The sequence below is a fragment of the Xanthomonas sp. NCPPB 3174 genome, assembly GCF_056725205.1.
Genome location: NZ_CM161517.1, coordinates 934,732 through 958,133 on the forward strand (window position 1 = coordinate 934,732; position 23,402 = coordinate 958,133).

Annotated in this window: 33 protein-coding genes; 31 read left to right on the forward strand and 2 right to left on the reverse strand. The window is 65.7% G+C overall.

The features are described 5' to 3' along the window. The first annotated feature begins 79 nt into the window (after positions 1-79). The 29 genes from tuf to AC1PK7_RS04285 all read left to right on the forward strand — a co-directional run bounded on the left by tuf (position 80) and on the right by AC1PK7_RS04285 (position 16,863). On the forward strand, positions 80-1,270 hold the full coding sequence (gene tuf, locus AC1PK7_RS04145; RefSeq protein WP_043093035.1) for an elongation factor Tu: 1,191 nt from the start codon (positions 80-82) through the stop codon (positions 1,268-1,270). A 472-nt stretch (positions 1,271-1,742) separates the two neighbouring features. Then, a complete protein-coding gene (rpsJ, locus tag AC1PK7_RS04150) occupies positions 1,743-2,054 on the forward strand; it encodes a 30S ribosomal protein S10 (RefSeq protein WP_010341589.1) in 312 nt (103 codons plus the stop codon). Positions 2,055-2,065: 11 nt separating this feature from the next. After that, entirely contained in the window at positions 2,066-2,716 is a 651-nt protein-coding gene (rplC, locus tag AC1PK7_RS04155) for a 50S ribosomal protein L3 (protein WP_010341590.1), read from the forward strand. Between the two features lie 12 nt (positions 2,717-2,728). Continuing rightward, positions 2,729-3,334 carry a 50S ribosomal protein L4 gene (rplD, locus tag AC1PK7_RS04160; protein ID WP_010341591.1) on the forward strand — a complete coding sequence of 202 codons (606 nt, stop codon included), beginning with the start codon at positions 2,729-2,731 and terminating at the stop codon, positions 3,332-3,334. Beyond that, entirely contained in the window at positions 3,331-3,630 is a 300-nt protein-coding gene (rplW, locus tag AC1PK7_RS04165) for a 50S ribosomal protein L23 (protein WP_010341592.1), read from the forward strand. Before rplD ends, rplW begins: the two co-directional genes overlap by 4 nt. A gap of 10 nt (positions 3,631-3,640) precedes the next feature. Next, the gene (gene rplB / locus AC1PK7_RS04170) at positions 3,641-4,468 is read left to right on the forward strand and encodes a 50S ribosomal protein L2 (RefSeq protein ID WP_010341593.1); all 828 of its coding nucleotides are present in this window, start codon (positions 3,641-3,643) and stop codon (positions 4,466-4,468) included. A 6-nt stretch (positions 4,469-4,474) separates the two neighbouring features. After that, positions 4,475-4,744, forward strand: a complete 270-nt coding sequence (gene rpsS / locus AC1PK7_RS04175) for a 30S ribosomal protein S19 (RefSeq protein WP_010341594.1) — start codon at positions 4,475-4,477, stop codon at positions 4,742-4,744. Positions 4,745-4,756: 12 nt separating this feature from the next. Continuing rightward, a complete protein-coding gene (gene rplV / locus AC1PK7_RS04180) occupies positions 4,757-5,092 on the forward strand; it encodes a 50S ribosomal protein L22 (protein ID WP_003470663.1) in 336 nt (111 codons plus the stop codon). 17 nt (positions 5,093-5,109) lie between these two features. After that, complete coding sequence (rpsC, locus tag AC1PK7_RS04185) at positions 5,110-5,844, forward strand: 30S ribosomal protein S3 (protein ID WP_010341595.1); 735 nt, start codon at positions 5,110-5,112, stop codon at positions 5,842-5,844. Between the two features lie 5 nt (positions 5,845-5,849). After that, a complete protein-coding gene (rplP, locus tag AC1PK7_RS04190; RefSeq protein ID WP_003470657.1) occupies positions 5,850-6,263 on the forward strand; it encodes a 50S ribosomal protein L16 in 414 nt (137 codons plus the stop codon). Then, the gene (gene rpmC, locus AC1PK7_RS04195; protein WP_010341597.1) at positions 6,263-6,448 is read left to right on the forward strand and encodes a 50S ribosomal protein L29; all 186 of its coding nucleotides are present in this window, start codon (positions 6,263-6,265) and stop codon (positions 6,446-6,448) included. Before rplP ends, rpmC begins: the two co-directional genes overlap by 1 nt. Positions 6,449-6,459: 11 nt before the next feature. After that, positions 6,460-6,729, forward strand: a complete 270-nt coding sequence (gene rpsQ, locus AC1PK7_RS04200) for a 30S ribosomal protein S17 (protein ID WP_010341599.1) — start codon at positions 6,460-6,462, stop codon at positions 6,727-6,729. A gap of 14 nt (positions 6,730-6,743) precedes the next feature. Next, a complete protein-coding gene (gene rplN, locus AC1PK7_RS04205) occupies positions 6,744-7,112 on the forward strand; it encodes a 50S ribosomal protein L14 (RefSeq protein WP_003486699.1) in 369 nt (122 codons plus the stop codon). Positions 7,113-7,127: 15 nt separating this feature from the next. Further along, positions 7,128-7,445 carry a 50S ribosomal protein L24 gene (gene rplX / locus AC1PK7_RS04210; RefSeq protein WP_010341604.1) on the forward strand — a complete coding sequence of 106 codons (318 nt, stop codon included), beginning with the start codon at positions 7,128-7,130 and terminating at the stop codon, positions 7,443-7,445. An 11-nt stretch (positions 7,446-7,456) separates the two neighbouring features. Then, positions 7,457-7,999 carry a 50S ribosomal protein L5 gene (rplE, locus tag AC1PK7_RS04215; protein ID WP_010341606.1) on the forward strand — a complete coding sequence of 181 codons (543 nt, stop codon included), beginning with the start codon at positions 7,457-7,459 and terminating at the stop codon, positions 7,997-7,999. Between the two features lie 111 nt (positions 8,000-8,110). Further along, positions 8,111-8,416, forward strand: coding sequence for a 30S ribosomal protein S14 (rpsN, locus tag AC1PK7_RS04220; RefSeq protein WP_010341607.1), 306 nt, complete (start codon positions 8,111-8,113; stop codon positions 8,414-8,416). Between the two features lie 252 nt (positions 8,417-8,668). After that, entirely contained in the window at positions 8,669-9,067 is a 399-nt protein-coding gene (rpsH, locus tag AC1PK7_RS04225) for a 30S ribosomal protein S8 (RefSeq protein ID WP_010340446.1), read from the forward strand. A gap of 16 nt (positions 9,068-9,083) precedes the next feature. After that, positions 9,084-9,611: a 50S ribosomal protein L6 gene (gene rplF, locus AC1PK7_RS04230; protein ID WP_017908703.1), complete on the forward strand. Its 528-nt coding sequence runs from the start codon at positions 9,084-9,086 to the stop codon at positions 9,609-9,611. 91 nt (positions 9,612-9,702) lie between these two features. Continuing rightward, positions 9,703-10,062 (forward strand): 50S ribosomal protein L18, encoded by a 360-nt coding sequence (gene rplR, locus AC1PK7_RS04235; protein WP_010340448.1) that lies wholly within the window; start codon positions 9,703-9,705, stop codon positions 10,060-10,062. A 155-nt stretch (positions 10,063-10,217) separates the two neighbouring features. After that, the gene (gene rpsE, locus AC1PK7_RS04240; protein WP_010340449.1) at positions 10,218-10,763 is read left to right on the forward strand and encodes a 30S ribosomal protein S5; all 546 of its coding nucleotides are present in this window, start codon (positions 10,218-10,220) and stop codon (positions 10,761-10,763) included. Beyond that, entirely contained in the window at positions 10,756-10,947 is a 192-nt protein-coding gene (gene rpmD / locus AC1PK7_RS04245; protein ID WP_010340450.1) for a 50S ribosomal protein L30, read from the forward strand. Before rpsE ends, rpmD begins: the two co-directional genes overlap by 8 nt. Before the next feature lie 6 nt (positions 10,948-10,953). Then, positions 10,954-11,397, forward strand: a complete 444-nt coding sequence (rplO, locus tag AC1PK7_RS04250; RefSeq protein ID WP_010340451.1) for a 50S ribosomal protein L15 — start codon at positions 10,954-10,956, stop codon at positions 11,395-11,397. 7 nt (positions 11,398-11,404) lie between these two features. Beyond that, positions 11,405-12,775, forward strand: coding sequence for a preprotein translocase subunit SecY (gene secY, locus AC1PK7_RS04255; protein WP_010340452.1), 1,371 nt, complete (start codon positions 11,405-11,407; stop codon positions 12,773-12,775). Positions 12,776-13,114: 339 nt separating this feature from the next. Continuing rightward, positions 13,115-13,471 (forward strand): 30S ribosomal protein S13, encoded by a 357-nt coding sequence (gene rpsM, locus AC1PK7_RS04260; RefSeq protein WP_010340453.1) that lies wholly within the window; start codon positions 13,115-13,117, stop codon positions 13,469-13,471. A gap of 9 nt (positions 13,472-13,480) precedes the next feature. Then, positions 13,481-13,873, forward strand: coding sequence for a 30S ribosomal protein S11 (rpsK, locus tag AC1PK7_RS04265; protein ID WP_003470632.1), 393 nt, complete (start codon positions 13,481-13,483; stop codon positions 13,871-13,873). A gap of 14 nt (positions 13,874-13,887) precedes the next feature. After that, positions 13,888-14,517 (forward strand): 30S ribosomal protein S4, encoded by a 630-nt coding sequence (gene rpsD / locus AC1PK7_RS04270; protein WP_010340454.1) that lies wholly within the window; start codon positions 13,888-13,890, stop codon positions 14,515-14,517. Between the two features lie 51 nt (positions 14,518-14,568). Then, a complete protein-coding gene (locus tag AC1PK7_RS04275; protein WP_010340455.1) occupies positions 14,569-15,567 on the forward strand; it encodes a DNA-directed RNA polymerase subunit alpha in 999 nt (332 codons plus the stop codon). A 200-nt stretch (positions 15,568-15,767) separates the two neighbouring features. Beyond that, positions 15,768-16,151, forward strand: coding sequence for a 50S ribosomal protein L17 (rplQ, locus tag AC1PK7_RS04280; RefSeq protein ID WP_010340456.1), 384 nt, complete (start codon positions 15,768-15,770; stop codon positions 16,149-16,151). Positions 16,152-16,350: 199 nt separating this feature from the next. Then, positions 16,351-16,863: a disulfide bond formation protein B gene (locus tag AC1PK7_RS04285; RefSeq protein WP_043095224.1), complete on the forward strand. Its 513-nt coding sequence runs from the start codon at positions 16,351-16,353 to the stop codon at positions 16,861-16,863. Between the two features lie 137 nt (positions 16,864-17,000). Here the strand turns inward: AC1PK7_RS04285 and AC1PK7_RS04290 are convergent, their stop codons facing one another. Continuing rightward, complete coding sequence (locus AC1PK7_RS04290; protein WP_481099964.1) at positions 17,001-17,903, reverse strand: alpha/beta hydrolase family protein; 903 nt, start codon at positions 17,901-17,903, stop codon at positions 17,001-17,003. Between the two features lie 317 nt (positions 17,904-18,220). Beyond that, positions 18,221-20,359, reverse strand: a complete 2,139-nt coding sequence (locus AC1PK7_RS04295) for a TonB-dependent receptor (protein ID WP_481099965.1) — start codon at positions 20,357-20,359, stop codon at positions 18,221-18,223. Between the two features lie 200 nt (positions 20,360-20,559). On the opposite strand from AC1PK7_RS04295, the gene AC1PK7_RS04300 reads away from it, so the two are divergent. Both AC1PK7_RS04300 and AC1PK7_RS04305 read left to right on the forward strand, forming a co-directional pair. Next, positions 20,560-21,954, forward strand: coding sequence for a class II 3-deoxy-7-phosphoheptulonate synthase (locus tag AC1PK7_RS04300; RefSeq protein ID WP_209248491.1), 1,395 nt, complete (start codon positions 20,560-20,562; stop codon positions 21,952-21,954). Positions 21,955-22,189: 235 nt separating this feature from the next. Further along, positions 22,190-23,350, forward strand: a complete 1,161-nt coding sequence (locus tag AC1PK7_RS04305; RefSeq protein WP_481099966.1) for a mechanosensitive ion channel family protein — start codon at positions 22,190-22,192, stop codon at positions 23,348-23,350. The last annotated feature ends 52 nt before the right edge of the window (positions 23,351-23,402 follow it).

The window sequence follows — 23,402 nt, forward strand, 5'->3', positions numbered from 1 at the left end:
CGGGATGCGTGCCGCGGACTCGATCCGCGCCGCATCCCGCTCTCTCGTCCCCCAATACGAATCACGAGGTAAAGAAGACATGGCAAAGGGTAAGTTCGAGCGCACCAAGCCGCACGTCAACGTCGGCACCATCGGTCACGTCGACCACGGCAAGACCACGCTGACCGCGGCGCTGACCAAGATCGGCGCAGAGCGCTTCGGCGGCGAGTTCAAGGCGTACGACGCGATCGACGCGGCGCCGGAAGAGAAGGCGCGCGGCATCACGATCTCGACCGCCCACGTGGAATACGAATCCCCGACGCGCCACTACGCGCACGTGGATTGCCCGGGTCACGCGGACTACGTCAAGAACATGATCACCGGTGCGGCGCAGATGGACGGCGCGATCCTGGTGTGCTCGGCCGCTGACGGCCCGATGCCGCAGACCCGCGAGCACATCCTGCTGTCGCGCCAGGTCGGCGTGCCGCACATCGTGGTGTTCCTGAACAAGGCCGACATGGTCGACGACGCCGAGCTGCTCGAGCTGGTCGAGATGGAAGTGCGCGAGCTGTTGAGCAAGTACGACTTCCCGGGCGACGACACCCCGATCATCCACGGCTCGGCCCGTCTGGCGCTGGAAGGCGACCAGAGCGAGATCGGCGTGCCGGCGATCCTGAAGCTGGTGGACGCGCTGGATTCGTTCATCCCGGAGCCGCAGCGCGACGTGGACAAGCCGTTCCTGATGCCGGTGGAAGACGTGTTCTCGATCTCCGGCCGCGGCACCGTGGTGACCGGCCGTATCGAGCGCGGCATCATCAAGGTGGGCGACGAAATCGAAATCGTCGGCATCCGTGCCACGCAGAAGACCACCGTGACCGGCGTGGAAATGTTCCGCAAGCTGCTGGACCAGGGCCAGGCGGGCGACAACGCGGGCCTGCTGCTGCGCGGCACCAAGCGTGACGACGTGGAGCGCGGCCAGGTGCTGTGCAAGCCGGGTTCGATCAAGCCGCACACCGAGTTCGAAGCCGAGGTGTACGTGCTGTCGAAGGACGAGGGCGGCCGTCACACCCCGTTCTTCAAGGGCTACCGTCCGCAGTTCTACTTCCGTACCACCGACATCACCGGTGCGGTGCAGTTGCCGGAAGGCGTGGAAATGGTGATGCCGGGCGATAACGTCAAGATGGTGGTGACGCTGATCAACCCGGTGGCGATGGACGAAGGCCTGCGCTTCGCGATCCGCGAAGGTGGCCGTACCGTCGGCGCCGGCGTGGTGGCCAAGATCATCAAGTAATGCCCTCGGCGGCGCAGGCCGCCGGTCACATCGCCAGCGACTGCGGTCGCCGGCATCGCGAAGGGTCGGCGCATGCCGGCCCTTCGTCGTTTCGGGCCATGCAGAAATCTTGCGATTTGCGGCGCCGTGGTGTTGCGGAGGCGTGAAGTCGTCGCTATAATGCGCGGCTCGGCGTTCCTGGGTAGGGCGCCGGTAAGACAGCGAAAAGAGAGGCAGGACGCCGCTCGTGTTCGCAGGACCGGGAAGGTCGCGTCGCATGGAGCACTCAACAGCCCCGGGTTGTTGACGCTGCTCTAGCTGCGCATTATACTTTTCCGTCTGGGCAGGCCGGGTCGACTGGTCTGCCCCAGTTTTTGGGGCGGAGGAATGCCCCCGCCGAGCCGGATGCTCTGCGGTACGACATCAGGAAACAACCGGGGCAGGTATCCCAGAGGCCTTGCCCGTCGCTCTTTTAACGAAGGAACCCACCGTCATGGCGGACCAAAAGATCCGGATTCGGCTGAAGGCGTTCGATCATCGTTTGATCGACCGTTCGGCCAGCGAGATCGTCGAGACAGCCAAGCGGACCGGCGCGCAAGTGCGTGGCCCGATCCCGCTGCCGACCAAGATCGAACGCTACACCATCCTCGTTTCCCCGCACGTCGACAAGGACGCGCGTGACCAGTACGAGACCCGCACGCACAAGCGCGTGCTCGACATCGTCGACCCCAACGACAAGACCGTGGACGCGCTGATGAAGCTCGAACTCGCGGCTGGCGTCGATGTCCAGATCAAGTTGACCTGAGGACTACGACCATGACGAAGAAGTATTCGTTGGGCTTCGTGGGCCGCAAGGCCGGCATGAGCCGCGTCTTCACCGAAGACGGCCGCTCCATCCCGGTCACCCTGATCGAAGCGACCCCGAACCGCATCACCCAGCTCAAGACCGTCGAAGCCGACGGCTACAGCGCCGTGCAGATCACCGTGGGCGCCCGTCGCGCCGCGCTGGTCAACAAGCCGGCGTCCGGCCATTTCGCCAAGGCGAAGGTCGAAGCGGGTCGCGGCCTGTGGGAGTTCCGCGTCGAGGACGCGCAGCTGGGCGAGTTCGCCGTCGGCGGCGAAATCAAGGCGGACATCTTCGCCGTCGGCCAGAAGGTCGACGTGCAGGGCGTCACCAAGGGTAAGGGCTTCCAGGGCACCATCAAACGGCACAACTTCCGCATGGGCGATGCCACCCACGGTAACTCGCTGTCGCATCGCGCGCCGGGTTCGCTGGGTCAGCGCCAGACCCCGGGTCGCGTTTTCCCGGGCAAGAAGATGTCCGGCCACATGGGCGCGGTGCAGCAGAGCACGCAGAATCTGGAAGTGGTCAAGGTCGACGTCGAGCGTGGCCTGATCGCCATTCGCGGCGCTGTGCCTGGCGCTGCCGGTGGCGACGTGATCGTGCGTCCGGCTAGCAAGGCATAAGGAGAGATGACGATGGAACTCGTTATCACGGGTAGCAACAACAAGGTCTCGGTCTCCGACGCCGTGTTCGGCCGCGATTTCAGCGAGGATCTGGTCCACCAGGTCGTCGTCGCCTATCGCAACGCCGGCCGCGCCGGCACCAAGGCGCAGAAGACGCGTTCGGAAGTCAACGGCACCACCAAGAAGTCGAAGAAGCAGAAGGGCGGTGGCGCTCGCCACGGCGCGCTGACCGCTCCGATCTTCGTCGGCGGTGGCGTGACCTTCGCGGCCAAGCCGCGCAGCTTCGAGCAGAAGGTCAACCGCAAGATGTACCGCGCGGCCATCTGCGCGATCCTCTCGGAACTGAACCGCCAGGGCCGCCTGATGGTCGTCGACGCGTTCGACGTCGAGGCCAGCAAGACCAAGGGCCTGGTCGAGAAGCTGAAGGGTCTGGAAGTGGGCAAGCGCCCGCTGATCGTGACCGAAGAAGCGTCCGAGCATCTGTACCTGTCCGCCCGCAACCTTCCCTACGTGGAAGTGCGCGACGTGCAGGGCCTGGATCCGGTGTCGCTGGTCGGGGCCGATACGGTCGTGATCACCGCCGATGCGGTCAAGAAGGTCGAGGAGTGGCTGGCATGAGCAGCAACGAAAAAATCTTCAGCGTGCTGCGCGCTCCGCGTGTCTCCGAAAAGACCGCGCGCCTGCAGGAACTCTCCAATCAGTACGTCTTCGAGATTTCGAACGAAGCCACCAAGGCCGATGTCAAGGCCGCGGTCGAGCAGCTGTTCGACGTCAAGGTCGAGTCGGTCAACGTGTTGAACGTCAAGGGCAAGAACAAGTCCTTCCGTTCGCGCAGCGGTCGTCGCGGCGATTGGCGCAAGGCGTACGTGCGTCTGGCCGAAGGCCAGTCCATCGACGTAACGGCCAAGGCCTGAGGTACATCCCATGCCATTGATGAAATTCAAGCCCACCTCCGCAGGCCGTCGTTCGGCCGTGCGCGTGGTCACGCCCGATCTGCACAAGGGCGCCCCGCACGCTGCACTGGTGGAAAAGCAGAGCAAGTCCGGTGGTCGTAACCACCACGGCCGTATCACCACCCGCCACGTCGGCGGTGGCCACAAGCAGCACTACCGCGTCATCGACTTCAAGCGCAACAAGGAAGGTATCCCGGCGCGCGTGGAGCGGATCGAATACGATCCCAACCGCACCGCCCATATCGCCCTGCTGTGCTACGCCGACGGCGAGCGCCGCTACATCATCGCGCCGAAGGGCCTGAAGGCCGGCGATCAGGTGATCGCGGGTTCGGATGCGCCGATCAAGACCGGCAACACCCTGCCGCTGCGCAACATCCCGGTCGGTACCACCGTCCACGGGATCGAGCTGAAGCCGGGCAAGGGCGCGCAGATCGCGCGTGCCGCGGGCGCCGCGGTGCAGCTGGTCGCGCGTGAAGGCATCTACGCCACCCTGCGTCTGCGCTCCGGCGAAATGCGCAAGGTGCCGTCCGAGTGCCGCGCCACCATCGGCGAAGTCGGCAACGACGAGCACAACCTCGAGAAGCTGGGCAAGGCGGGCGCCAAGCGCTGGCGCGGCGTGCGTCCGACCGTTCGCGGTGCGGCCATGAACCCGGTCGACCACCCGCACGGTGGTGGTGAGGCGAAGGCCGGTCAGGGTAATCCGCATCCGGTCACCCCGTGGGGTGTCCCGACCAAGGGTTACAAGACGCGCCATAACAAGCGCACCGAACAATTCATCGTCCGCGATCGTAGGGGCTAATCGACCATGGCACGTTCACTCAAGAAGGGCCCGTTCGTCGATCACCACCTCGTCAAGAAGGTGGAGGCCGCGGCCGGTAGCAAGCGTCCGATCAAGACCTGGTCGCGTCGCTCGATGATCCTGCCGGAGATGGTGGGTTTCACCATCGCCGTGCATAACGGCAAGAACCACGTTCCGGTGCTGGTCAACGAGAACATGGTCGGCCACAAGCTCGGCGAATTTGCCGTCACCCGGACCTTCAAGGGTCACGGTGGCGACAAGAAGTCGGGCCGGTAAGGAGAGATGACGATGGAAGCGAAAGCAATCCTGCGCACCGCGCGCATCTCCCCGCAGAAGGCCCGCCTGGTCGCCGACCAGGTCCGTGGTCTTTCCGCCGAGCGGGCGGTCAACCTGCTGAAGTTCTCGGACAAGAAGGCTGCCCACCTGATCAAGAAGGTGGTGGAGTCGGCGATCGCCAATGCCGAGAACAATCAAGGCGCGGATGTCGACGAGCTGAAGGTCAAGACCATCATGGTTGATGAAGGTCCGACCCTGAAGCGTTTCATGGCGCGGGCGAAAGGCCGCGGTACCCGCATCCTCAAGCGCACCAGCCACATCACTGTGGTTGTGGGCGCCGCCAAGTAAGCGGAAAGGAAAAGACGATGGGTCATAAAGTTCATCCGATCGGAATCCGCCTGGGTATCGCCAAGGACTGGAATTCCAAGTGGTACGCCAACAAGGCCGAGTTCGCCGGTTACCTGGCAGCCGACCTCAAGGTCCGGGAAATGCTGCGCAAGAAGCTGGCGCAGGCGGGCATCAGCAAGATCCTGATCGAGCGTCCGGCCAAGACCGCGCGCGTGACGATCCACACCGCCCGCCCGGGCGTGGTGATCGGCAAGCGCGGTGAGGACATCGAGAAGCTGCGCAAGGAAGTGAGCGAGATGATGGGCGTCCCCGCCCACATCAACGTCACCGAAGTGCGCAAGCCGGAACTGGACGCGCAGCTGGTCGCCGAGTCGATCGCGCAGCAGCTGGAGCGTCGCATCATGTTCCGCCGCGCGATGAAGCGCTCGGTCGGCAACGCGATGCGCCTGGGTGCCCTGGGCATCAAGGTCAACGTCGCCGGCCGTCTGAACGGTGCGGAAATCGCCCGTTCCGAGTGGTACCGCGAGGGCCGCGTGCCGCTGCACACGCTGCGTGCCGACATCGACTACGGCTTCGCCGAAGCCAAGACGACCTACGGCATCATCGGCATCAAGGTCTGGATCTACAAGGGCGAGATCTTCGATTTCTCCCAGGTTGGCCAGGAAAAGCAGGACGATTCCCCGCGCAACGATCGTAACGATCGCGGCGACCGTGGCGACCGTCCGTCGCGTCCGGCCCGTGAAGCGAGGTAACGGCAATGTTGCAACCCAAGCGAACCAAATACCGCAAGATGCACAAGGGTCGTAACGACGGCCTGGCGTGGAGCGGAAACGCCGTCAGCTTCGGCGAGTACGGGCTGAAGGCCACGGCGCACGGTCAGCTGACCGCGCGCCAGATCGAGGCGGCGCGCCGCTCGATCAGCCGCTACGTCAAGCGCGGCGGCAAGATGTGGATCCGCGTGTTCCCGGACAAGCCGATCACCAAGAAGCCGATCGAAGTGCGAATGGGCTCCGGTAAGGGTAACGTCGAGTACTGGGTCGCGCAGATCCAGCCCGGTCGCATGATCTATGAAATCGAAGGCGTCGGCGAAGATGTCGCGCGCGAGGCGTTCCGCCTGGCCGCTGCCAAGCTTTCGGTGACCACCACCTTCGTGACCCGGACGGTACGCTGATGGACATCAAACAACTCCGCGAGAAGTCGGCCGACGATCTGAAGGCCCACCTGACCGATCTGCGCAAGGAGCAGTTCGCCCTGCGCATGCAGCAGGTCACCGGGCAGCTGCCGAAGACTCACGAAACCCGCCGGGTGCGCCGCGAGATCGCTCGCGTCAAGCACCTGCTCGGCAGCACGAAGTAAGGATGGCCGCGATGAGCGACAATAACGAAAGCAAGACGCTGCGCACGGTCGAAGGCCGTGTGGTCAGCAACAAGATGGACAAGACCGTCACCGTGCTGGTGGAGCGTCAGGTCAAGCATGCGCTGTACGGCAAGTACATCAAGCGCTCGACCAAGCTCCACGCCCACGATGCCGACAACGCCTGCAACGAAGGCGATGTCGTGCGCGTGACCGAGATTGCGCCGATGTCCAAGACCAAGAACTGGCGGGTGGTGGAAATCGTCACCCGCGCGGCCGAATAAGGGAGATCTGAATCATGATCCAGATGCAGAGCTACCTCGACGTCGCCGACAATTCCGGTGCCAAGGAAGTGATGTGCATCAAGGTGCTCGGCGGCTCCAAGCGCCGCTACGCGCACATTGGCGACATCATCAAGGTCACCGTCAAGGACGCGATTCCGCGCGGCAAGGTCAAGAAGGGCGAAGTCTACGACGCCGTCGTCGTGCGTACCCGCAAGGGCGTGCGTCGTCCGGACGGTTCGTTGATCCGCTTCGATGGCAACGCCGCGGTGTTGCTCAACAACAAGCAGGAGCCGATCGGTACGCGCATCTTCGGGCCTGTGACCCGCGAGCTGCGTTCCGAGAAGTTCATGAAGATCGTCTCGCTCGCTCCCGAAGTGCTGTGAGCGGAGGACATACACATGGCTAACCGTATCAAGAAGGGCGACCAGGTCGTCGTCACCACCGGCAAGGACAAGGGCAAGCAGGGCGAAGTCGTCCGCGTCGACGGCGACCGCGTGGTCGTCTCCAACGCGAACATCGTCAAGCGCCACACCAAGCCGAACCCGCAGGCGGGCGTCGCCGGTGGCGTGGTCGAGCGCGAAGCGTCGATCCATATTTCCAACGTTGCGATCCTCAACCCGGCCACGGGCAAGGGCGACCGCGTTGGCTTCAAGGTGCTGGAGGATGGACGCAAACTGCGTGTGTTCCGCTCCAGCGGTGAGGCGCTCGACGCCTGAGGAATGACACAATGACTTCCCGTCTCGAAAAGATCTACAAGGAAGAAGTGGTACCGGCTCTGATGAAGAAGTTCGGTTACACCAATCCGATGGAAGTGCCGAAGCTGGTCAAGGTCACGCTGAACATGGGCGTGGGCGAAGCCGCGACGAACAAGAAGATCCTGGAAAACGCCGTCGCCGACATGGCCAAGGTCTCCGGCCAGAAGCCGGTGGTGACCAAGTCGCGCATCTCGGTGGCTTCGTTCAAGATCCGCGATGGTTGGCCGATCGGCTGCAAGACCACGCTGCGTCGCGCCAAGATGTACGAGTTCCTGGACCGCCTGATCAACATCTCGCTGCCGCGCGTGCGCGACTTCCGTGGTGTCTCGGGGCGTTCGTTCGACGGCCGCGGCAACTTCAACATGGGCGTGAAGGAGCAGATCATCTTCCCGGAAATCGACTTCGACGCCGTCGACGCGATCCGCGGTATGGATATCGCCATCACCACCACCGCCAAGACCGACGCCGAAGCCAAGGCGCTGCTCGAAGCGTTCAAGTTCCCGTTCCGTAACTGATTGACAGCCGGGATTCGGGATTCGGGATTCGGGATGGAAGGGCGCTGCGCCCGGTACATCCCGGATTCTGGAAATCTCCAATCCCCACTCTCGAATCCCGAGGATTTACTGATGGCAAAGACCTCCATGGTCAACCGCGACATCAAGCGCAAGAAGCTGGCGAAGAAGTTCGCCGACAAGCGTGATGCGCTGAAGAAGATCATCGCCTCCGGCACCGCCTCGTACGACGAGAAGGCCGAGGCCGTGACCAAACTGCAGAAGCTGCCGCGCGATTCGTCGCCGAGCCGCCAGCGCACCCGTTGCGAACTGTCCGGTCGCCCGCGTGGCGTGTACGGCAAGTTCGGCCTGGGCCGCAACATGCTGCGCAAGGCGACCATGAACGGCGACGTTCCGGGCCTGCGCAAGGCCAGCTGGTAAATCCAGCGGCACCGGTCCCGTCTGCGGGGCCGGGCAGGGCGGTCCAGCCGCCCGCGTGTCGTTCAGACAACGAGTCCGACGCAAGTCGGACTTTTTGTCGTATACTCCCGCTCCTTGCCTCGCGGCAGGGACGGGTATGGCAGCCGCCGCGGGTTCCTCCGGCGGCTGCGCGCTTCACCCCCTGCGTCATTCCACCGCTCCACCACAAGATTTTCGCGAAAGCGGATATCGGTGCACTCAAAGGTAGACACCATGAGCATGACTGATCCCATCGCCGACCTGCTGGTCCGCATCAAGAATGCGGCCGCGGTTGGCAAGCCGACGGTGAAGATGCCGTCCTCCAAGATCAAGGTTGCGATCGCGGAAGTGCTGAAGGCCGAAGGCTACATCAGCGATCTGCGCGTCAACGCGATCGAAAACAACAAGTCCGAACTGGAAATCGTGCTGAAGTATTTCGAGGGCCGTCCGGTCATCGATACGCTCAAGCGCGTTTCGCGTTCGGGTCTGCGCCAGTATCGCGGCAAGACCGAGCTGCCGAAGGTTCTCGGCGGTCTGGGCGTTGCCATCATTTCCACGTCCAAGGGCATCATGACCGATGCGCAGGCCCGTCAGGCCGGCGTCGGTGGCGAAGTCCTGTGCTTCGTGGCCTAAGGGAAGGAGCACTCACATGTCCCGCGTAGCCAAGAAGCCGATCTCCCTCCCGAAGGGCGTCGAACTTACCGTCCAGGCCGATCAGGTCAGCGTCAAGGGCCCGAAGGGCACCCTGTCGCTGCCGAAGCCGGCCGGCGTCGAAATCAAGCAGGAAAACGGTGTCGCCACGCTGTCGGCGAACGATCCGTCGCACATCGCCATCACCGGTACCGTTCGCGCCATCCTGGCGAACATGGTGCAGGGCGTGTCCGCGGGCTTCGAGCGCAAGCTCGAGCTGGTGGGCGTCGGCTACCGTGCCACGATGCAGGGCAAGGACCTGAGCCTGGCGCTCGGTTTCTCGCACCCGATCGTGTTCAGCGCGCCGGAAGGCATCACCCTGGCCGCTCCGACCCAGACCGAGATCCTGGTGCAGGGCGCCGACAAGCAGCGCGTCGGCGAAGTCGCCGCCAAGATCCGCGGTTTCCGTCCGCCGGAGCCCTACAAGGGCAAGGGTGTGAAGTACGCCGGTGAAGCCATCATTCGCAAGGAAGCCAAGAAGGCCTAAGGCAGGTCCTTCTGCGAGGAGCCCGGCCATCCATGGCCGGACTCTTCAATGCAAAAGCCTGTTCCCCTTCAGCTTTCCTAGGACACATACCATGAGCATCAACAAGAACATCGCCCGCCTGCGTCGCGCCAAGTCGACCCGCGCCCACATCCGCGAGCTCGGCGTCGCCCGCCTGTCGGTGCTGCGCACCGGCCAGCACCTGTACGCGCAGGTCTTCACCGCCGACGGCTCCAAGGTCCTCGCCGCGGCGAACACCCTGCAGGCCGACGTCAAGGACGGCCTGAAGAACGGCAAGAACAGCGACGCCGCCGCCAAGGTCGGCAAGCTGATCGCCGAGCGCGCCAAGGCCGCGGGCGTCGAGAAGGTCGCCTTCGACCGTTCGGGCTACCGCTACCACGGCCGCATCAAGGCGCTGGCCGACGCCGCGCGCGAAGGCGGCCTGCAGTTCTGATCCTTGCGGACGCGGCGATGCCGCGCCCGTCCCGCCGATGCGGGCTGCATCGGACCTTGGCGCGCCTTCTGCGCGCGCCCGGGGAACACGGCTCCAGACCACAACCACAAGCGGCACCGAAGCCGTAAATCTTTTCCTCTATCAAGGACATCACAATGGCTGAAGAACAGCGTGCACCGCGGGGTCGTGATCGCGACCGCAACCGCGAAGAGAAAGTCGACGACGGCATGATCGAGAAGCTGGTCGCGGTCAACCGCGTCAGCAAGACGGTCAAGGGCGGTCGCCAGTTCACCTTCACCGCGCTGACCGTGGTCGGCGATGGCAACGGCAAGATCGGCTTCGGTTACGGCAAGGCGCGCGAAGTGCCGGTCGCGATCCAGAAGTCGATGGAGTATGCGCGCAAGGGCATGCTCAACATCGATCTGAACAACGGCACCCTGTGGCACCCGGTGAAGTCCGGCCACGGTGCGGCGCGCGTGTTCATGATGCCGGCCTCGGAAGGTACCGGCGTGATCGCCGGCGGCGCGATGCGCGCCGTGCTGGAAGCGGTGGGCGTGAAGAACGTGCTGGCCAAGGCCGTCGGCTCGCGCAACCCGATCAACCTGGTGCGCGCCACCCTGCGCGGCCTGGAAGACATGCAGTCGCCGGCCCGCATCGCGGCCAAGCGCGGCAAGAAGGTGGAGGATCTGACCCATGGCTAATGAATCCACCAAGACCGTCAAGGTGCGCCTGGTGCGCGGCCTGCGTGGTACCCAGTCGCGTCACCGCCTTTCGGTGCGTGCCCTGGGCCTGAACAAGCTCAACGATGTGCGCGAACTGAAGGACAGCCCGCAAGTGCGCGGCCTGATCAACAAGGTTCAGTACCTCGTCCAGGTTGAGGAGTAATCGACCATGACTTTGCATCTGAATGATCTGAAGCCCGCGCCGGGCGCGCGCACCGAGCGCACCCGCGTCGGTCGCGGCATCGGTTCCGGCCTGGGCAAGACCGCCGGCCGCGGCCACAAGGGTTCGTTCGCGCGCAAGGGCGGCGGCAAGATCAAGGCCGGCTTCGAAGGCGGCCAGACCCCCATGCAGCGCCGTCTGCCGAAGATCGGCTTCCGTTCGAAGATGGCCAAGGACACCGCCGAAGTGCTGTCCTACCAGCTCGACAACCTGCCGGCCGGCGAGATCGATTTCGCCGCGCTGCGCGCCGCGAAGCTGGTCCCGAGCACCGCGAAGAAGGCCAAGGTGGTCCTGAAGGGCGAACTGACCAAGAAGTTCGTGCTGAAGGGCGTTGCCGCGACCGCCGGTGCCAAGGCGGCAATCGAAGCTGCCGGCGGCAGCGTGCAGGAGTAACACGCAGATGGCGCAGGCTGGCATGGGGAATCTCGGCGGCGGGCTCGGCAAGTTCACGGAACTTCGCCAGCGCCTGTTGTTCGTCATCGGCGCATTGATCGTCTACCGCATCGGCTGCTACGTGCCGGTGCCGGGCGTCAATCCCGAAGCCATGCTTGCGCTGATGCAGGCGCAGGGCGGCGGCATCGTGGACATGTTCAACATGTTCTCGGGCGGCGCCCTGCACCGTTTCAGCATCTTCGCGCTGAACGTGATGCCGTACATCTCGGCATCGATCGTGATCCAGCTGGCCACGCACATCTTTCCGTCGCTGAAGGCGATGCAGAAGGAAGGCGAGTCGGGCCGGCGCAAGATCACCCAGTATTCGCGCATCGGCGCGGTGCTGCTGGCGGTGGTGCAGGGCGGCAGTATCGCCCTGGCGCTGCAGAACCAGACCGCACCGGGCGGCGCGCCGGTGGTGTACGCCCCCGGCATGGGCTTCGTGCTCACCGCGGTGATCGCGTTGACCGCCGGCACCATCTTCCTGATGTGGGTCGGCGAGCAGGTGACCGAGCGTGGCATCGGCAACGGCGTCTCGCTGATCATCTTCGCCGGCATCGTCGCCGGCCTGCCGGCGGCGGCGATCCAGACCGTCGAGGCCTTCCGCGACGGCAACATGAGCTTCATCGCGCTGCTGCTGATCGTGCTGACTATCCTCGCCTTCACCCTGTTCGTGGTGTTCGTCGAGCGCGGACAACGGCGGATCACGGTGAACTACGCGCGCCGCCAGGGCGGCCGCAACGCGTACATGAACCAGACCTCGTTCCTGCCGCTGAAGCTCAACATGGCCGGCGTGATCCCGCCGATCTTCGCCTCGAGCATCCTCGCCTTCCCGGCGACGCTGTCGATGTGGTCGGGCCAGGCTGCCTCCAACAGCACCTTCGGCAGCGTGCTGCAGCGCATCGCCAATGCGCTCGGCCCGGGTGAACCGGTGCACATGATCGTGTTCGCTGCGCTGATCATCGGCTTCGCGTTCTTCTACACCGCGCTGGTGTTCAACTCGCAGGAAACTGCGGACAACCTGAAGAAGTCCGGCGCGCTGATTCCGGGCATCCGTCCGGGCAAGGCCACTGCCGATTACGTGGACGGCGTGCTGACCCGCCTGACCGCGGCCGGTTCGGTGTACCTGGTGATCGTGTGCCTGCTGCCGGAAGTGATGCGTGCCCAGCTCGGCACCTCGTTCCACTTCGGCGGCACCTCGCTGCTGATCGCGGTCGTGGTGGTGATGGACTTCATCGCGCAGATCCAGGCGCACCTGATGTCGCACCAGTACGAAAGCCTGTTGAAGAAGGCCAACCTCAAGGGTGGCTCGCGCGGCGGCGGTTTTGCCCGCGGTTGATTGCTATACTGTTTGAATCCTTCCGCGAAGACGCCCCGGCTCCCGGGCGCAGTCTTCCGACTTGAAGGGCGGCCCGTGCAGCGGTCTCGTGCGCGGGTGAGACGTGGTGGTCCTGCGCTGGAGTAGCGCGGGCGGCAGGGCGGAGGTTTCTCCCTGTCAACGACGTCCGGCGCCGGAGCATGGGCACACTCCCCATGCCGGGCTTGCGGAACCTCGCGGTTCCGCGGGCTTCCATGTAACCCGAGACCTTGCTAGACTTACAAGTTCACTTTTTGATCCATCCTGCCGGATGGCGCCGTGGTGCGCCGTCGGGCCATCACTCAGTTGGAGAACCGCGTCATGGCGCGTATTGCAGGCGTCAACCTGCCAGCCCAGAAGCACGTCTGGGTCGGGTTGCAAAGCATCTACGGCATCGGCCGTACCCGTTCGAAGAAGGTCTGCGAAGCCGCAGGCGTGACCTCGACCACCAAGATCCGCGACCTGTCCGAGCCGGAAATCGAGCGCCTGCGTCTCGAAGTCGGCAAGTACATCGTCGAAGGCGACCTGCGTCGCGAAATCGGCATCGCCATCAAGCGACTGATGGACCTGGGCTGCTACCGCGGCCTGCGTCACCGTCGTGGCCTGCCCCTGCGCGGTCAGCGCACCCGTACCAACGCCCGCACCCGCAAGGGTCCGCGCAAGGCGATCAAGAAGTAAGGGACCGACATGGCTAAGCCCGCAGCAGCAAAGACCAAGAAGAAGATCAAGCGCGTCGTCACCGACGGCGTCGCCCACGTCCACGCTTCGTTCAACAACACCATCGTGACCATCACCGACCGTCAGGGCAATGCGTTGTCCTGGGCGACCTCCGGTGGCGCCGGTTTCCGCGGTTCGCGCAAGTCCACGCCGTTCGCGGCGCAGGTGGCCGCCGAGAAGGCCGGGCGCGCTGCGCTCGACTACGGCGTGAAGTCGCTGGAAGTGCGCATCAAGGGCCCGGGTCCGGGTCGCGAGTCCGCCGTCCGTTCGTTGAACAACGTCGGATACAAGATCACCAACATCATCGACGTGACGCCGATCCCGCACAACGGGTGCCGTCCGCCGAAGAAGCGTCGCGTCTAAAGGAGCGATAAGAAATGGCTCGTTATATCGGTCCTACCTGTAAGCTCGCGCGCCGCGAAGGCGCCGATCTTTCCCTCAAGAGCCCGGCGCGTGCGCTGGACTCCAAGTGCAAGCTGGAGCAGAAGCCCGGCCAGCACGGCGCGACCGCCCGCAAGGGCAAGCTGTCCGACTACGCCACCCAGCTGCGCGAAAAGCAGAAGGTCAAGCGTATCTACGGCCTGCTGGAGCGTCAGTTCCGCAACTACTACAAGAAGGCCTCGACCAAGAAGGGCAACACCGGCGAGAACCTGCTGCAGCTGCTGGAAACCCGCCTGGACAACGTCGTCTACCGCATGGGCTTCGCCGTCACCCGTCCGGCCGCGCGCCAGCTGGTGTCGCATCGCGGCGTGCTGGTCAACGGCAAGTCGGTGAACCTGGCCTCGTACCAGGTCAAGGCCGGCGACGCGATCGCCCTGTCGGAAAAGGCGCAGAAGCAGCTTCGCGTGCAGGAAGCGCTGACCGTTGCCGAAACGCATGACCTGAACCCGTCGTGGGTCGAGGTCGATTCGAAGAAGTTCAGCGGCATCTTCAAGGCCGTGCCGGACCGTGCGGACCTGCCTGCCGACATCAACGAAGCGCTGATCGTCGAGTTGTATTCGAAGTAATCACATCGGAGAGCCTCCGGTCCACGGAGGCTCGTCAGGAGAACCCGCAACATGACGGTTACCGCCAACCAGGTTCTGCGCCCGCGTGGGCCGCAGATCGAACGCCTTACCGACAACCGCGCCAAGGTCGTGATCGAGCCCTTGGAGCGCGGGTATGGGCATACGCTGGGCAACGCCCTGCGTCGCGTGCTGCTGTCCTCGATTCCCGGCTTCGCGATCACCGAAGTCGAGATCGACGGCGTGCTGCACGAGTACACCACGGTCGAAGGGCTGCAGGAGGACGTGCTGGAAGTCCTGCTGAACCTCAAGGACGTGGCCATCCGCATGCATACCGGTGACAGCGCCACGCTGTCGCTGTCCAAGCAGGGTCCGGGCACGGTCACTGCCGCCGACATCAAGACCGACCACAACGTCGAGATCCTCAACAACGACCACGTGATCTGCCACCTGACCAAGGACACGGCGATCAACATGCGTCTGAAGATCGAGCGTGGCTTCGGCTACCAGCCGGCCGCTGCGCGTCGCCGTCCGGACGAAGAGACCCGCACCATCGGTCGCCTGGTTCTGGACGCCTCGTTCTCGCCGGTGCGCCGCGTCGCCTACGCGGTCGAGTCGGCCCGCGTCGAGCAGCGTACCGACCTGGACAAGCTGGTCCTGGACATCGAAACCAACGGCACGATCGATGCCGAGGAAGCCGTGCGCACCGCCGCCGACATCCTCAGCGACCAGCTGTCGGTGTTCGGCGACTTCACCCATCGCGACCGTGGCGCGGCCAAGCCGGCCAGCAACGGCGTGGATCCGGTGCTGCTGCGTCCGATCGACGATCTGGAACTGACCGTGCGTTCGGCCAACTGCCTGAAGGCCGAGAGCATCTACTACATCGGCGATCTGATCCAGAAGACCGAAGTCGAGCTGCTCAAGACCCCGAACCTGGGCAAGAAGTCGCTCACCGAGATCAAGGAAGTGCTGGCCCAGCGTGGCCTGTCGCTCGGCATGAAGCTGGAGAACTGGCCGCCGGCCGGCGTCGCCCAGCACGGCATGCTCGGCTGAGTTTTGCGCATCCGGCCGGTGCCGCAAGGCATCGGCCGCGTGTCGTTCGCTTCATCCGCATCACCACGTCGACGGGTCGCCAAGCCCGCGGCGTCGCCCGGTCAGGGACGGCCGGCACGGACCATCCGCAGTCCACATTCAACGCCAGGACGGCGACAGCGATCTCCAACAGTCCCACTCTTCCATAGGAATCCCAACCCATGCGTCACCAGAAATCCGGCCGCAAGTTCAGCCGCACCAGCGCCCACCGCGAAGCGATGTTCAAGAACATGGCGGCGTCGCTGATCAAGCACGAGCTGATCAAGACCACCCTGCCGAAGGCCAAGGAACTGCGCCGCGTCGCCGAGCCGCTGATCACCCTGGCCAAGGTCGACAACGTCGCCAACCGCCGCCTGGCGTTCGCCCGCCTGCGCGACAAGGAAGCGGTGGGCACCCTGTTCACCACGCTGGGCCCGCGCTACCAGGCGCGCCCGGGTGGTTACCTGCGCATCCTCAAGTGCGGCTTCCGCGCCGGCGACAACGCGCCGATGGCCTACGTCGAGCTGGTCGATCGTCCGGCCGTGGCCGAGGAAGTGGCCGAGTAATCGGTCCGCCCCTGCAGCAGCAAGAAGCCCGGCATGTCCGGGCTTTTTTGTTTTTGGCGCCGGGATTGGGGAGTCGGATTGGGGATTGGTAGCGCCGTTGTCGCCGGGCTGGCGAACGGTGGCAAAAGCGCCGGGGCGCATGGTGATGGAGCGCACGATCGCGGATAATGCGCGGATCGTCGATGCGAGTTCGAGTCCGATGAATCCGTTACGTTGGGGTTTCCGCGCGCAGTTCCTGCTCGGCTTTCTGATCTGCGCCGGCTTGCTGGGCTATGCGATCTTCGTGCAGCTGCAGCTGGGCATCGAGCCGTGCCCGCTGTGCATCTTCCAGCGCATCGCCTTCGCCGCGCTGGGCGTGCTGTTCCTGCTCGGTGCCCTGCATGGGCCGCGCAGCGCCGGCGGGCGCAAGATCTACGGCGTCCTGGCCTTCCTGGCCGCGCTCGTGGGCGCCGGCATCTCCACCAAGCACGTCTCGGTGCAGCTGTTCCCGGATCCGATGGCGTCCTGCGGCCCGCCGCTGAGCTTCCTGCGCGAGACCATGGGGCCGTTCGAGGTGCTGCGCCGGGTGCTGACCGGCACCGGCGACTGCGGCAACATCGACTGGCGTTTCCTTGGCCTGTCGATGCCGATGTGGTGCCTGATCTGCTTCGTGCTGCTGGCGGTGTTCGCGCTCTATGCCGGGTTCAAGAGCCGCAAGCGCACGTTGATCTGAGCGTGCGCCTGCTGCGCGTCGATCGCCCGGCCTGACGAGGTGCCTGGCGGCAGCGTTGTTGGGCGGTGCCGCGGTCACGCTGGGAAGCGTCGGCGCTCGCTGTCGTCGCGCACAGGTCGCCTTGCGATCCTGCCGGCCTACCTGGCTGGCGCCTCCGTCGCTGGCGCGAGACCGGCCTGCGCAGGCGCCTTCGTCGCCTGCGGCAGGACCTGGGCGAGAAACGCCGCCACCGGTGTTGCCCACACCGACGGATCGGCCTGGGCGAAGGTTTTGTGGCCGTCATCGCCGAATGGCGGCAGATCGACGAAGCTCACCGGCGACGTCGAGCCGGCGCGGTAGGCGGCATACATGCGGTGCGCCAGTTCGCGTCGGAAGAAGTGATCGTTCTCGGCGTACAGCCACAACTGCGGCAGCGTGTTGGCCGCACCCAGAGTCTTCTCCGCCTCGATCAGGCGGTCCTCGCCGGCGCAGATGACCTCCTTGCCGTTGCTGCCGCGCCCGCCGGCGAAGCTGATGACGCCGCGCACGCCCGGCGGTGGCGCATCGGCCAGCGCCACCGCGCCGAGGCCGCCGGCGGACTGGCCGACCACGACGATGCGCTGCGGGTCCACGTCAGGAAGGCGTGCGGCGGCGTCGACGATCGCCGCCTCGGCCGCCGCGATCCTGTGCCCGGCGACGACGAAATCGACGTCGTGGCAGTTGCCTGCGCCTTCCAGGTAGCTGCCGCTGGAGCTGCCGTAGCCGGGCCGCAGCGCCAGCACCACCATGTCGCCGCGGGCAACGAACCAGCGCGCGGCGCGGGCGAAGCCAAGGCGGGTGTCGGCGAGCTTGCGCTTGTCCGCGGGCGTGCCGTGGTGGATGACGATCAGCGGGAACGGACCGTGGCCCGTGGGGCGATACACGCGCGCGGCGAGATCGTAGTCGACGCCTTCCACGACCACCGGCATCCGGAAGTCCGTGACGCGTTCGGCATGCACCGGTAATGGCGCAGCGCAGGCGAGAAGGGTAGCCGCGAAGGCGGCGAACAGGTGCTTGCGCATGTGCGAAACCTGCCTGGACGGGCGTGGCAACGCGTCGTGGCTGTTCGTGTGCGATCGGCGTGCCGTGTGGCGCTGCCTCCGCTGGGCGATCCCACGGCCACGACGCGGCGCGCGGCTTCGCTGTCCTGCTGGACGTGCCTTGGTCTGGTGGTCCGGATGCATCTTAACCGGCGATTGGCTGCGGCCCCTCGACCGACCGGGAGCCGTTTCCGGGCGGTCGCTGCGCCTGCATTAGTCCGCCACAACCACCGTCGTCCACTGTGTCGCGGCCTGCGGCACGTCGATCGACATGCCGCAGGCCAGCGCCAGGGCCTTGCTCAGAAGTCCTGCTGCAGGCTCAGGTAGACGCCCCGGCGCGGCGCCCATTGCGGCGCGAATACGCCGATGCCGCCGCCGTCGCGCAACTGGTAGTGGCGGTCGAGCACGTTGAGCACCGCCAGCTGTGCGTGCAGCGGGTGGCTGCTGGCCAAAGCGAAGTCGTGGCCGGCGCTGAGGTTGAGCTGGAAGTACGCCGGCAGCTCGCCGCCGTTGGGCACGCCATCGGCGTCGGTGCGCAGGCCGCTGCCGAACAGGTAGTCGGCGCCGATGCGGCTGTCCTCGGCCAGGGCGTAGTTGATGCCGCCGGAGGAGGTCAGCTTCTGGTCGTGGTCCAGGTGGATCCAGTGGTCGTTGGCGTAGGCCAGCGCATCCGGGTCGAAGTTGTACAGGCTGGTCATCACCTGCTTGCCCATGGCCTTGCTGTAGGCCGCGTTGAAGTAGGCGTTGATCGGGCCGTTGCTGTAGTCGGCGCTGAACTCGGCGCCGCGGATGCGGCCGTAGCGGTAGTTGAAGGTGGAGTAGACGTAGGCGGCGCCGAACTGGCCTTCGTCCTGCAGGCGATCGGCCTTGCGGTAGTAGGTATCCAGGCCCAGGGTCAGGTGGTCGCCGACCATCTGCGAGATGCCCAGGTCGTAGTAGTCGCTGCGCTCGCTCAGCGGCTTGGTCGAGGCGCCGTTCGGCGACTGCTGGTTGGTGGTGCCGTCGTACAGGGCGATGTCGCTGGTGGAGATCAGCTCGGTGGCCGGCGGGGTGAAGTAGCGCGCATAGCCAGCGTGCAGGGTAGTGCTGTCGCTGGCGTGCCAGACCACGCCCAGGCGCGGGCTGAGCTGGCCCTCGGTGGTGCCGAAGGCCTTGTAGCGGTCGCCACGCACGCCGTAGTTGATGGTCCAGGCGTCGCTCGGCTGCCACTCGTCCTGCAGGTAGACCGCGTAGGTGCTGGCGTGGAAGCGGCTGCTGTCGGGAATGAACAGCGGCACGTCGCTGCTCTGGCTGCCGTCGTCGTTGGCCGGGAACACGTAGGCGTTGTTGCTGGCATTGGCGTGCTCGAAGTTGCCGTACACGCCGTAGCGCAGGGTGTGGGTGCTGCCCCACGGCGTGGAGAAGTCGGCCTGCAGGGTGCTGGCGCGGTTGGCGCGCTGCACCTGCGAGGCGATGCCGTTGAAGATCAGGTCGCCGGCGATGTCCGGGGAGAAGGCCACGCTGCTGTAGCGCTGGCCGGCCGACAGCTGGTAGCTGGTGTCGCCGAGCGCGCCCTGCAGCACCAGGGTGCCGAAGCGGGTGTTCTCGCGCTGGTTCTCGTCGAGCTGGGAGGAATCGAAGGTACTGGTGCCCTGGTAGGTGAACGCCGGCGTCTGCCCCGGGTTGTTGGGGATCTGGAAGCGGTTGTTGGCGTAGCCGACCAGCAGGCTGAGCCGGGTGTTCTCGTTCAGCAGGTAGCTGAGGTCGGCGAAGCCCTTGCCCTGGTGGGTCTTGTCGTGGATCGGGTTGTCGCTGTCGGTCGGGTTCTCCATGCCGATGCGGTTCTGCAGGTAGTTGCCGCTGGCGAACCAGCTGAAGCGGCCGTCGCTGCCCCACCACGAGGCGTTGGGGTTGAGCGTGCCGTAGGAGCCGGCGGTGATGCCGACGCTGCCGCCGTTGCCCAGTTCCACGCCGTTCTTGGTGGTGATGTCGACCACCGCCGCGGTGCGGTCGCCGAACTGCGCCGGCAACGCGCCATCGAGCAGGCGGATGTTCTTGATCGTGCGCGGGTCCAGGGTCTGGCCGAAGCCGGAGATCGACTCGGGGATCATCACGCCGTTGATGCGGTACTGGAGGTTGGCGTGGTCGCCGCGCACGTGCACGCCGCCGTAGGAATCCTGGACCACGCCCGGCGCCTGCAGCAGCACCTGGTTGAGCGGGGTGGAGGCGCCCAGCGGCAGACGCGCGATGTCCTCGGCGCTGATCGCGTACTGGCTGCTGCCGATGTCCGGCGACAGCGCGTTGCGCGCGGCTTCCAGCTTGGCGGTGACCGTGACCGGGTCGAGATCGACGGTCGGTTCGGCGGCAGCGGTGCTGTCGGTGGCATCCGCGGCGAAGACGAGGCCGGGGGCGACCAGCAGGACCAGGGCGATGGCGGAGGAGAGGGGGCGAGGTGTCATGGCGAGGCGGACCGAAGGGGAAGGAATTGTTACTTAATAACAGTGTGCTTTCGCAAAAACGCCGGCGTAGGCCGGAAGTCATGGTGGCATCGCGGTGTTGCTTGCCGTTCATATCCTGGCGCTGCCAGCGTGACCGGGGTGCGGCGCTATGCGGCGCGCCCCGGCTCTGCGAACATCGCACACTGCCAAGGAGTCCTTTCATGAATCTGTCCGCCGCCGCCGTGTCCGCCTCCCCCTCGCCGTCCTGGTCACCTGCCAGTTGGCGTGAGCGGCCTGCGCTGCAGATGCCGGTGTATCCGGACCCGCAGGCGCTGGAGGCCGCGCTGGCGGAGTTGCGGCACTTGCCGCCACTGGTCACCTCCTGGGAGATCTTCGCGCTGAAGAAGCAGCTGGCCGAGGCGCAGGAGGGCAAGCGCTTCCTGCTGCAGGGCGGCGATTGCGCGGAGAACTTCAACGATTGCGAATCCGGCACCATTTCCAACCGGCTCAAGGTGCTGCTGCAGATGAGCCTGGTGCTGGTGCACGGCCTGCGCCTGCCGGTGGTGCGGGTCGGCCGCTATGCCGGGCAGTACGCCAAGCCGCGCTCGGCCGATACCGAGACCCGCGACGGCGTGACCCTGCCCAGCTATCGCGGCGACGTGGTCAACGGCCCGGAGTTCACCGCGCAGGCGCGTGTGCCGGATCCGCGACGCATGATCACCGCGCATTCGCGTTCGGCGATGACCATGAACTTCGTGCGTGCGCTGATCGACGGCGGCTTCGCCGACCTGCACCATCCCGAGTACTGGAACCTGAGCTGGGTCGGCTATTCGCCGCTGGCCGAGGACTACCAGAAGATGGTGGCCTCGATCGGCGATGCGGTGCGCTTCATGGAGACCCTGTCCGGCGCGCAGCTGTACAACCTCAATCGGGTCGATTTCTACACCTCGCACGAGGCCTTGCTGCTGCCCTACGAGGAGGCGCTGACCCGCGAGGTGCCGCGGCAGTGGGGCTGGTTCAACCTCAGCACGCACTATCCATGGATCGGCATGCGCACCGCGGCGCTGGACGGCGCGCACGTGGAGTACTTCCGCGGCATCCGTAATCCGATCGCGATCAAGGTCGGGCCGTCGGCGCAGCCGGATCAGTTGCTGCGCCTGATCGACGTGCTCAATCCGGAAGACGAACCGGGCCGACTGACCTTCATCCATCGCATGGGTGCGGCGCAGATCGCCGAGAAGCTGCCGCCGCTGCTGGACGCGGTAAAGCGCGACGGCCGCCGCGTGCTGTGGGTGTGCGATGCGATGCACGGCAACACCGAGAGCACCAGCAACGGCTACAAGACCCGCCGCTACCAGAACGTGCTGGGCGAGGTGGAGCAGTCGTTCGACATCCATGCCGCGGCCGGCACCCGGCTGGGCGGCGTGCATCTGGAGCTGACCGGCGAGGACGTCACCGAATGCACTGGCGGCGCGCGCGAACTGACCGAGCGCGACCTCGAGCGTGCCTACCGCTCCAGCGTCGATCCGCGCCTGAACTACGAGCAGTCGCTGGAGATCGCGATGGCGATCGTGCGCAAGCAGAACGGGCGTACCGTCGCCACGCCGCTGGCGTAATCGCTTGGGGTCGCCGGCGGCGCGCGCAGCGCGCGTCGACGCAGGCAGCGTGCAACGACCTGCGCTGCGGCGTTGCGCAGCGGGTCGGGACGCAACTGGTTTCTGAGACGTGCACAGGCGCGGTGCCCTCCGCGATGGCGGCCGTCGCCCGGGCGCCGCTGCACCCGCTCGACATCGCGCTAATCCCCGCACTGCCAGACTGTCGCGACTCCTCCCCCCGACAAAGGAGCGCATCTTGCCCCTCGATCTTCATTGGGTGCCCTGGCGTGCCTATACGCTGCCGATCGGCGCCGCACTGATTCTCGGTTTCCTGGCCTGGTGGCTGCTGCTGCGCATCGCCCAGCGCATGCGCGGCCGCGACTACCGGCGTGCGCGCATCGTGCGCGTGATCAGCGTGCCGGTCGCGTTCCTGCTGCCGATGCTGATGCTCAGCTTCGCGCTCGAATCCACGCCGCTGGACGAGAAAGCGTTGACCGACCTGCAGCACCTGCTGCACATCGGCATGATCGGTTGCGTGACCTGGTTGCTGGTGCGCGGCGTGGCGGCGCTGGAAACGGCGATCCTGCGCAGCCATCCGATCGAGGTGGCGGACAACCTCACCGCGCGCCGCGTGCAGACCCAGACCCGGGTGCTGGCGCGGGTGGCGATGGGCACGATCATCCTGGTCGGCACCTCGATCGTGCTGCTGACCTTCCCGGCGGTGCGGCAGATCGGCACCACCTTGCTGGCTTCGGCCGGCATCATCGGCCTGGTCGCCGGTATCGCCGCCAAGCCGGTGTTCGGCAACCTGATCGCCGGCCTGCAGATCGCGCTGACCCAGCCGATCCGGCTCGACGACGTGGTCATCGTCGAAGGCGAGTGGGGCCGCATCGAGGAGATCGGCAGCTCCTACGTGGTGGTGCGGATCTGGGACGAGCGGCGCATGGTGGTGCCGCTAACCTGGTTCATCGAGAACCCGTTCCAGAACTGGACGCGCAACAGCGCCGACCTGCTCGGCACCGCATTCCTGTGGCTGGACTACCGCACGCCGATCGCACAGGTGCGCGCCGAACTGGAGCGCATTTGCAAGAGCGAACCGCTCTGGGACGGACGGGTCTGCGTGACCCAGGTGACCGACACCAGCGAACGCACGATCCAGGTGCGACTGCTGGTCAGCGCACGCAACTCCGGCGATGCCTTCGACCTGCGCTGCATCGTGCGCGAGCGCATGCTGGATTTCCTGGTGCGCGAGCACGCCTACGCCTTGCCGCTGCTGCGCGCGGAAATCGCGCCGGAGCCAGCACGTGTGTCGCATCCGCCGGTGCGCGCCAGCGATTCGGAGGCGATGCGGTCGCCTGGCGCCGAGGATGGGGCCGCAGCGGCCGCGCCTGCGCCCGGACAACGCGGTGCGGCATAAGCGCATGAAGCGCCGCGCGCTGTTCGCTTGACCGCGCGGCCGCGGTCTCGGC

Bases quoted from the DNA above. Each gene is read 5' to 3' on its own strand.
- tuf (WP_043093035.1), top strand. From the start codon at position 80: ATGGCAAAGGGTAAGTTCGAGCGCACCAAGCCGCACGTCAACGTCGGC.
- rpsJ (WP_010341589.1), top strand. From the start codon at position 1,743: ATGGCGGACCAAAAGATCCGGATTCGGCTGAAGGCGTTCGATCATCGT.
- rplC (WP_010341590.1), top strand. From the start codon at position 2,066: ATGACGAAGAAGTATTCGTTGGGCTTCGTGGGCCGCAAGGCCGGCATG.
- rplD (WP_010341591.1), top strand. From the start codon at position 2,729: ATGGAACTCGTTATCACGGGTAGCAACAACAAGGTCTCGGTCTCCGAC.
- rplW (WP_010341592.1), top strand. From the start codon at position 3,331: ATGAGCAGCAACGAAAAAATCTTCAGCGTGCTGCGCGCTCCGCGTGTC.
- rplB (WP_010341593.1), top strand. From the start codon at position 3,641: ATGCCATTGATGAAATTCAAGCCCACCTCCGCAGGCCGTCGTTCGGCC.
- rpsS (WP_010341594.1), top strand. From the start codon at position 4,475: ATGGCACGTTCACTCAAGAAGGGCCCGTTCGTCGATCACCACCTCGTC.
- rplV (WP_003470663.1), top strand. From the start codon at position 4,757: ATGGAAGCGAAAGCAATCCTGCGCACCGCGCGCATCTCCCCGCAGAAG.
- rpsC (WP_010341595.1), top strand. From the start codon at position 5,110: ATGGGTCATAAAGTTCATCCGATCGGAATCCGCCTGGGTATCGCCAAG.
- rplP (WP_003470657.1), top strand. From the start codon at position 5,850: ATGTTGCAACCCAAGCGAACCAAATACCGCAAGATGCACAAGGGTCGT.
- rpmC (WP_010341597.1), top strand. From the start codon at position 6,263: ATGGACATCAAACAACTCCGCGAGAAGTCGGCCGACGATCTGAAGGCC.
- rpsQ (WP_010341599.1), top strand. From the start codon at position 6,460: ATGAGCGACAATAACGAAAGCAAGACGCTGCGCACGGTCGAAGGCCGT.
- rplN (WP_003486699.1), top strand. From the start codon at position 6,744: ATGATCCAGATGCAGAGCTACCTCGACGTCGCCGACAATTCCGGTGCC.
- rplX (WP_010341604.1), top strand. From the start codon at position 7,128: ATGGCTAACCGTATCAAGAAGGGCGACCAGGTCGTCGTCACCACCGGC.
- rplE (WP_010341606.1), top strand. From the start codon at position 7,457: ATGACTTCCCGTCTCGAAAAGATCTACAAGGAAGAAGTGGTACCGGCT.
- rpsN (WP_010341607.1), top strand. From the start codon at position 8,111: ATGGCAAAGACCTCCATGGTCAACCGCGACATCAAGCGCAAGAAGCTG.
- rpsH (WP_010340446.1), top strand. From the start codon at position 8,669: ATGAGCATGACTGATCCCATCGCCGACCTGCTGGTCCGCATCAAGAAT.
- rplF (WP_017908703.1), top strand. From the start codon at position 9,084: ATGTCCCGCGTAGCCAAGAAGCCGATCTCCCTCCCGAAGGGCGTCGAA.
- rplR (WP_010340448.1), top strand. From the start codon at position 9,703: ATGAGCATCAACAAGAACATCGCCCGCCTGCGTCGCGCCAAGTCGACC.
- rpsE (WP_010340449.1), top strand. From the start codon at position 10,218: ATGGCTGAAGAACAGCGTGCACCGCGGGGTCGTGATCGCGACCGCAAC.
- rpmD (WP_010340450.1), top strand. From the start codon at position 10,756: ATGGCTAATGAATCCACCAAGACCGTCAAGGTGCGCCTGGTGCGCGGC.
- rplO (WP_010340451.1), top strand. From the start codon at position 10,954: ATGACTTTGCATCTGAATGATCTGAAGCCCGCGCCGGGCGCGCGCACC.
- secY (WP_010340452.1), top strand. From the start codon at position 11,405: ATGGCGCAGGCTGGCATGGGGAATCTCGGCGGCGGGCTCGGCAAGTTC.
- rpsM (WP_010340453.1), top strand. From the start codon at position 13,115: ATGGCGCGTATTGCAGGCGTCAACCTGCCAGCCCAGAAGCACGTCTGG.
- rpsK (WP_003470632.1), top strand. From the start codon at position 13,481: ATGGCTAAGCCCGCAGCAGCAAAGACCAAGAAGAAGATCAAGCGCGTC.
- rpsD (WP_010340454.1), top strand. From the start codon at position 13,888: ATGGCTCGTTATATCGGTCCTACCTGTAAGCTCGCGCGCCGCGAAGGC.
- AC1PK7_RS04275 (WP_010340455.1), top strand. From the start codon at position 14,569: ATGACGGTTACCGCCAACCAGGTTCTGCGCCCGCGTGGGCCGCAGATC.
- rplQ (WP_010340456.1), top strand. From the start codon at position 15,768: ATGCGTCACCAGAAATCCGGCCGCAAGTTCAGCCGCACCAGCGCCCAC.
- AC1PK7_RS04285 (WP_043095224.1), top strand. From the start codon at position 16,351: ATGAATCCGTTACGTTGGGGTTTCCGCGCGCAGTTCCTGCTCGGCTTT.
- AC1PK7_RS04290 (WP_481099964.1), bottom strand. From the start codon at position 17,903: ATGCGCAAGCACCTGTTCGCCGCCTTCGCGGCTACCCTTCTCGCCTGC.
- AC1PK7_RS04295 (WP_481099965.1), bottom strand. From the start codon at position 20,359: ATGACACCTCGCCCCCTCTCCTCCGCCATCGCCCTGGTCCTGCTGGTC.
- AC1PK7_RS04300 (WP_209248491.1), top strand. From the start codon at position 20,560: ATGAATCTGTCCGCCGCCGCCGTGTCCGCCTCCCCCTCGCCGTCCTGG.